The sequence below is a fragment of the Gardnerella sp. C0684A1 genome, from assembly GCF_055326835.1.
In genome coordinates this window covers 1-238 of record NZ_JBLTSX010000088.1, presented here as the reverse complement: position 1 = coordinate 238, position 238 = coordinate 1, and the positions used below count along the sequence as shown (strand labels likewise).

Sequence of the window (238 nt, the reverse complement as noted above, 5' to 3'; positions counted from 1 at the left end):
GCGCTGGGCGCTCGCCTTCCGCGCCGGGAGCTTCGCCTTCACCGACGAACAGGCGCGCGAAGGCGAGCGGCTGTGGAAGTCAAACCCGGCGCTTCGCCAGCGCATACCGGACCTGAAAACCCTCGTCGCGCTCACCCCGGCCGCGCTCGCCACCTCGATTGGCGAAGCGAAGGCCGATGCGGTCATGGCCTATCTCCGCCGCCATCCCGATCAGGTGATGCAACACGCGCCTGGCTCG

The 238-nt window shown here is 69.3% G+C and carries 1 protein-coding gene; it reads left to right on the top strand.

From position 1 onward, the window contains the following. The coding region (locus ACNEUN_RS06440; protein WP_463631635.1) for a hypothetical protein at positions 1-238 on the top strand (238 nt) is incomplete at both ends.